Origin of the sequence: Oscillibacter sp. KLE 1745 (genome assembly GCF_000469445.2) — a bacterium.
In the GTDB taxonomy this organism is placed as follows: domain Bacteria; phylum Bacillota; class Clostridia; order Oscillospirales; family Oscillospiraceae; genus Oscillibacter; species Oscillibacter welbionis.
Genome location: NZ_KI271718.1, coordinates 1 through 5,673, shown reverse-complemented (window position 1 = coordinate 5,673; position 5,673 = coordinate 1). Strand labels below are relative to the sequence as shown.

The window sequence follows — 5,673 nt, the reverse complement described above, 5'->3', positions numbered from 1 at the left end:
CCCGAACAGGTTGGCCCCGAACAGGTTGGCCCTGAACAGGTTGGCCCCGAACAGGTTGGCCCCGGACAGGTCGGCCCTGGACAGGTTGGCCCTGGACAGGTTGGCCCCGAACAGGTTGGCCCTGGACAGGTTGGCCCCGGACAGGTCGGCCCGTTTTCCGCCATTTTCGCCTCGTAGCCATTTAAAGTGCTTGTCCAAAATATTTTTCAACTCTTGTTCATCCATGCGTTATTCCTCCTTGTAGGTCTCCCGGAAGCTGCCTTCGGGGAAATCGAACTCCACGGTGAAATGATGGTGCCGCTCGTTGATGGAGACCACCTGGCAGGGATGCGGGCCTGTCCTTGCGGTCACAAAGGCGCTGGTGGGGATGGTGGGTTCCAGGCACAGCTTGTCTCCGACTTTCACCGCTCGCCCTCCATCCAGGAAAGGAAGCGCATGAACCATGACGTAGCCGTACAAATGCCGATTAAAGCAAAAATGTATGTACTCATTTTTATCTCCCTGCACGCACAAATCGGATTATTTCGTCATCAGTCAGTGACAAAACCTTATCTAAGGCGCTAATATCATCCAGCCACCATTTGCGCTTTCCGCTTAGTTTCATGGAGATATTAGATTGGGTCATTCCAGCCAATTCTCCCAGGTCCCGATCGGTATACCCCATACGTCCTCCAGCAGAACGAAGAATCCTCGCCCTCTGTTCACATGGGGGAACAGAAAACCTGCTTAGTTTTGTTCGCGCCATGATTTCCTCCTTGATTTCTCCCCTTGGAGGCGATATACTGTATCCAAAAGGATTGTTCGTGGTTGCTCAATCCTTGCCCGTCTGACTGCTGGTAACGGTCAGGCGGGATTTTTTACACATCTTCCGGGTACGCAACGGAAACCAGCTCTTTCAGTTCCATCAAATCGATGCCGGGATCATGTGCCGCCCGGTCCAGAATCAGCTCCTTCAACTTGGGGCCAGCACCTTCCAGTGCCTTGCGGTAATCTTCAAATGTGTAATCCATGTGGGCCTCCTCCCATGTGCGGCCTTTCCAGGCGAGACAGAGATTGTCCATAAGACGATTGGTGTTCCTTGCCTGCCTTTCAAGGGCTTGAATGCTGTCTTTTTCGTTCATAAAAACCTCCTTGTCATTTGACCCGGAGGCGTGTATAATAACCTCGCGGGCCTGTTGGCACTATCAATAGGTCTCCGCAGCCCTCGTCGGTGTCGCTATCACCGGCGGGGGCATCTTTATTGTCCTTTCTCCCTAGATGTGATAGGCTGATGGGGAGAAAGGAGAATGTTTAATGAGCAAACTTAAAATTGGTGATTCTGAATTTGACGTTCCTGATATTGCGGAAGGAAAAGTTGTTCCAAATATTGTTTATCGGTTAGAGCGAGAAGAAGAGCTAAGAAAACATGCTGAACGAAAGGCCGACTTATACTTTGTTGGCGGTTTGCTCGGTACTCTCGCGGGAACTATTCTCGGTTGGCTCCTTGCAAAGTTCTTTTAAGTACTCAATATTCTTTCTCTGGAACTCAAAAACGGTTTTCTTTAGGTTCCATAGGTTCATCCAAAGAAAAATATTAGACATGACGCTAAATACGATAACTGCAACCACAAATGATCGCCCCACGTTCTCTCACCTCCCCTCACCCTTCGCCCTGATCCGAAAGAAGCTCGTCTACGGTTATGCCATTCCTGCGTTGAATGATGCTATTAAAGGCGACCTCCATGCGATTTCTGATATCCGGCGGTCTTCGATGTCCGTTCAAAATCATAGAAACGTATGATTTTGTAACGCCCATTTCTTCGGCTAATTCATCATAGGTAACATCCTTATTGTGCATCTTCCCAATCAGATTTCCGGTCCATGTCTCCGGCACCCTTTATCCCTCCATTCTGTTTGATTTGTTGACTGCGGCGGGAAAGTCTGGTATCCTTAGATTGCCCAGCTGGTTTACGCCCGGGCGGGAAAGGAGGCGGTGCCACCATGCAGGCCACTTCGGCTATCGCAGGCATCATGCCACTTTTCTCTGGGTTCCTTAAATGTCTGGACAGCCCCGTGATGACATGGGGACGCAGAAAAGCCAGACTGCCGCATCAAGACCGATAAGCCCGGAGTATTTGCACACCAAATACTTGCAGGCGGTGGAACTCTCTGCGGAGCGGATGTCCAATAGACAGGCTATTGTCTTGCGGACATCTGCTTTTTATTTCCCGCCGCAGTCAAAAAGTAGTTGCAAAAGTTAACATGCCGTGCTATTATGAATTTGCGAGATACATAAAAGCGGTTGACACGGGAGATAACTCCGGGGTCTGGTATTTTGTTAACTTTCGAAACTGTTATCAGTATATCACCGTACTTTAGTTACTGTCAATCTCTTTTTGTTAACTTTCCGTACTTTTCTGTTTTGCACAAAAAAGGAGATTACAAATTATGAGTTTCTACAGTAACTTTTTAACCATGTGCAATAATATTGGGAAAACTCCATCGAAAGTAGTTACTGAGGTAGGGTTAAAAAAGTCCGCTGTTACAAGGTGGAAAGCTGGGGGAAAACCTACAGACGCAACGGCTCAAAAAATCGCTGACTACTTCGGCGTACCTGTATCAGAATTAACGGAGGAAACAAAAAAAGTGCCCGCCCCCATATTAGGAGACGAGCTAGACGAAGTATTGGAACGGCTACGCACAAGGCCAGAATGCCGAATGCTGTTCAAACTAGCGGACGGAGCCACGCCGGATGATGTGAAAAAAGCAGCCGCCATTATTGAAGCCCTGCGGAAAGTCGAGGATAAATAGTGTGTGGACGCCTACTTATTTTGTGCGGTATATTGAATTTCCGTCAAAAGTTGAGGGCGTAACAATTCCAAATGATGATGGAACATTCGATATTTATATCAATTCCGTTTTCTGTAAAGTCAAACAACAAGCAATTTTAGACCATGAGCTTTGTCACATTCGGGAAAATCACTTTTATAACGATATTCTCCCGATCAGACAAATAGAAGAGGAGGCGGATGGAATTAAGCAGAAAAATTCTGTTCTCCCAAACGTTTTTGCTCATTCGCCAAGCGTGATTCCGATCTTTAATAGTCTTGACGTTTTCAGAAACTATATGTTTGCAATGAGAGAGCAAGTACAAAAAGAAAAACGAATTAACGAACAATGAGGCGAGATTATGGGACTGTTTGATTTTTTGTCTATTGCTAAAGTGCAGCACAATGCAGATAATCATTCTAAAACGAAATATAGTCCAGAAGTATATAACCAAGACCCTAATAAAAGTATTATAGGAGAAAATGGAAAATACGATATGTCCAGGCTTTCTGGACACGAAGATTTTATTCTAAAATCTGCTATTAATATTACAAAAAAAAAATATCCTTCAAAATATAGACTTTTGGGACTTTTTAATGAAGCGTATGTAATTACGTATAAGCCAAGATATATTTTAATGCGCATTGTTGAGATTTTGGGGAAGAGTTCGCAGGAACCGATTGACAAATTAGCTTGTGCATTAGCTATGGGAGACCAAGGAGCAGGCAGGAGAGAATGTGCAATCAGCTTATTTGAAAATTCATATTATCAAATCCCAAAATTAGAGCTTTTACAATTTGATACTATTTTCCCCCTCTTTCTGTTAACAAAGTTTTCTGAACTATATGAAAAAGAACATGAATACATAAAATCGGCAGCTTTATTAAAAGAGTTATTGAAATACGGAATCGGGAACAAAGAATATTTTATTGCTAAAATTGATGAATTAAACAAAAAGCAAAGGAACTGGAAACCTGTTAGAAAAAGAAAAGCAAGCGCCGAGCAAGTTCAATTTGACCAACGTGTAGAAACTGTTGCATTGGAGTATAAAGATTTACTTAAGTATTATTAAGGGGAAGTGTTTCTATGATATGTCCTAAATGTGGTGGGCAAATGCAAGTACAGGCGGTAAATGAAACGCAACGACGTGGATGCCTGACAGTTATCATTTATCTAATTTTGCTCTGCATCCCGATTTTGGGATGGATTGTACTTGCAATGTTATTGCGCGGAAGGAAAAACAAAACCGTTACTTATGCTGTTTGCCAAGTATGCGGCTATCGATCCACTCCAGAAGAGGTCCAAAAAGAATTTATGAGGTCTCAAAAGAAATATGAAAAAGAACAAGATAAAATGAGATAAAAGTATCATCAGTTTCTTGTCTATATCCCGTATAAAGGAATTTCTCCGTAGACAACAAAGAACCCTTTTGATAAGGAGACCGCAAAATGTTAGATGAAAAAGACTTACAGGCTATTGCACAGTTAATGACCGGGCTAGAATCCCGCATGGACCAGAAGATGGCCAAGCAGAAGAAAGAAATCATCAGTGAAACTATGGTGCTTATGGAGTCCTATTTTGACCCAAAATTCCAAGCCCTCAGTGAGCAAATCAACCCAGTCCCTAAAGAGGCCTTAGACATCTTGGAGGACCGGGTGGATGATCTGGAAAAAGCGGTGGAGTTACATACTCAGCAGATCAATGAGTTGAAGAAAGCCCAATAAAAACCGCCGTCAGGTCTTCCCTGGCGGCGTACTCTTAGGAGGTGATCTGCTTGAAGTTGCCAAGCGCCAAAAAGCTCCCATCTGGTAACTGGAATGTTAGCGTTATGATAGCCGGGGAGAGAATATCCATTACCGCTCCAACAAAAAAAGAGGCAGAAAATCAGGCAGCAGCGATAAAGTCCGGAGCTAAAGCGGCCAGGAAAAAGACCGGACTAACTGTTGGTGAGGCTATAGACCAATATGTAGAAAGTAAGGACGCCGTTTTGTCTCCAGCCACAATTGCCGGATATAAGAGGATACGTGCGAACGCTTTACAGGACATCATGGATATTGATTTGGACCGCCTCACGCCGCAAATCGTCCAGCGGTCTATCAATATGATGGCTCGGAATAAATCTCCCAAGACTGTCCGAAACGCTCATGGGCTACTAAGTGCTACATTAGCAGTTTACAGGCCAGACATAGCTCTTAGAACCACTCTCCCGCAAAAGGTACGCTATGAAATTTCTATCCCGTCAGATGATGATATAGGCGCCATCATGAAGGCGTGTAAGGACACCGAAAACGAGCTCCCGATTATGCTTGCTCTCTGGCTTGGTTTGCGTATGTCTGAAATCTTGGGCCTCAAGTGGGAAGATGTTGACGGTGATGTCCTCCACATCCGGCGCGCAAAAGTAGACGAAGGCGTTAAGACGACCAAAACATATATCTCCAAACGGGACCTTGATCTCCCACAGTATCTTCAAAATTTGATTGCAGCAGCACCGCATAATGGGGAGTATATTGTAAATCTTTCACGCCGCGCCCTGTATTGTCGATTCCAAACCATCTGCAAAAAGGCTGGCGTTCAGCACTACCGCTTCCACGATCTGCGCCATATTAACGCCTCCGTCATGCTGGCCCTTGGAATACCAAACAAGTACGCGGAGGAGCGCATGGGACACGCCACTGACAATATGTTAAAAACCGTCTACCAGCATACAATCAGCTCCGAACAAAGGGCAACCGCGCGCAAAGTAAATGGCTATTTCGAATCCAAATTGCAGATAAATTTACGGACAGATTAGAGAAATCCCTTTATTTTCAATAGTTTTATTCATTAACTATCGGGGTTCGAATCCCCGACGGGTCACCAAAGCAG

11 protein-coding genes are annotated in these 5,673 nt (G+C 44.8%); 7 read left to right on the top strand and 4 right to left on the bottom strand.

The features are described 5' to 3' along the window. From HMPREF1546_RS07175 to HMPREF1546_RS07170, 3 genes are all read right to left on the bottom strand, one after another. The coding region (locus HMPREF1546_RS07175) for a pentapeptide repeat-containing protein (RefSeq protein WP_021751827.1) at positions 1-225 on the bottom strand (225 nt) is incomplete at its 3' end. Between the two features lie 3 nt (positions 226-228). Next, positions 229-405 (bottom strand): hypothetical protein, encoded by a 177-nt coding sequence (locus HMPREF1546_RS18755; protein ID WP_156909654.1) that lies wholly within the window; start codon positions 403-405, stop codon positions 229-231. A gap of 452 nt (positions 406-857) precedes the next feature. Then, positions 858-1,121 (bottom strand): hypothetical protein, encoded by a 264-nt coding sequence (locus tag HMPREF1546_RS07170; protein ID WP_021747787.1) that lies wholly within the window; start codon positions 1,119-1,121, stop codon positions 858-860. A gap of 172 nt (positions 1,122-1,293) precedes the next feature. On the opposite strand from HMPREF1546_RS07170, the gene HMPREF1546_RS07165 reads away from it, so the two are divergent. Continuing rightward, complete coding sequence (locus tag HMPREF1546_RS07165) at positions 1,294-1,500, top strand: hypothetical protein (protein ID WP_036629506.1); 207 nt, start codon at positions 1,294-1,296, stop codon at positions 1,498-1,500. Positions 1,501-1,639: 139 nt separating this feature from the next. Here the strand turns inward: HMPREF1546_RS07165 and HMPREF1546_RS07160 are convergent, their stop codons facing one another. Beyond that, entirely contained in the window at positions 1,640-1,873 is a 234-nt protein-coding gene (locus HMPREF1546_RS07160) for a helix-turn-helix domain-containing protein (protein ID WP_036629504.1), read from the bottom strand. A 554-nt stretch (positions 1,874-2,427) separates the two neighbouring features. On the opposite strand from HMPREF1546_RS07160, the gene HMPREF1546_RS07155 reads away from it, so the two are divergent. From HMPREF1546_RS07155 to HMPREF1546_RS07135, 6 genes are all read left to right on the top strand, one after another. After that, entirely contained in the window at positions 2,428-2,790 is a 363-nt protein-coding gene (locus HMPREF1546_RS07155; RefSeq protein ID WP_021747783.1) for a helix-turn-helix transcriptional regulator, read from the top strand. Between the two features lies 1 nt (position 2,791). Further along, positions 2,792-3,160, top strand: coding sequence for a hypothetical protein (locus HMPREF1546_RS07150; RefSeq protein ID WP_036629502.1), 369 nt, complete (start codon positions 2,792-2,794; stop codon positions 3,158-3,160). 9 nt (positions 3,161-3,169) lie between these two features. Beyond that, positions 3,170-3,880, top strand: coding sequence for a hypothetical protein (locus tag HMPREF1546_RS07145; RefSeq protein WP_036629499.1), 711 nt, complete (start codon positions 3,170-3,172; stop codon positions 3,878-3,880). A gap of 14 nt (positions 3,881-3,894) precedes the next feature. Then, positions 3,895-4,170: a hypothetical protein gene (locus HMPREF1546_RS18750; RefSeq protein ID WP_147629912.1), complete on the top strand. Its 276-nt coding sequence runs from the start codon at positions 3,895-3,897 to the stop codon at positions 4,168-4,170. Between the two features lie 86 nt (positions 4,171-4,256). Next, positions 4,257-4,532 (top strand): hypothetical protein, encoded by a 276-nt coding sequence (locus tag HMPREF1546_RS07140; protein WP_021747780.1) that lies wholly within the window; start codon positions 4,257-4,259, stop codon positions 4,530-4,532. A gap of 50 nt (positions 4,533-4,582) precedes the next feature. Next, complete coding sequence (locus tag HMPREF1546_RS07135) at positions 4,583-5,599, top strand: site-specific integrase (RefSeq protein WP_051319976.1); 1,017 nt, start codon at positions 4,583-4,585, stop codon at positions 5,597-5,599. Positions 5,600-5,673: the final 74 nt, after the last annotated feature.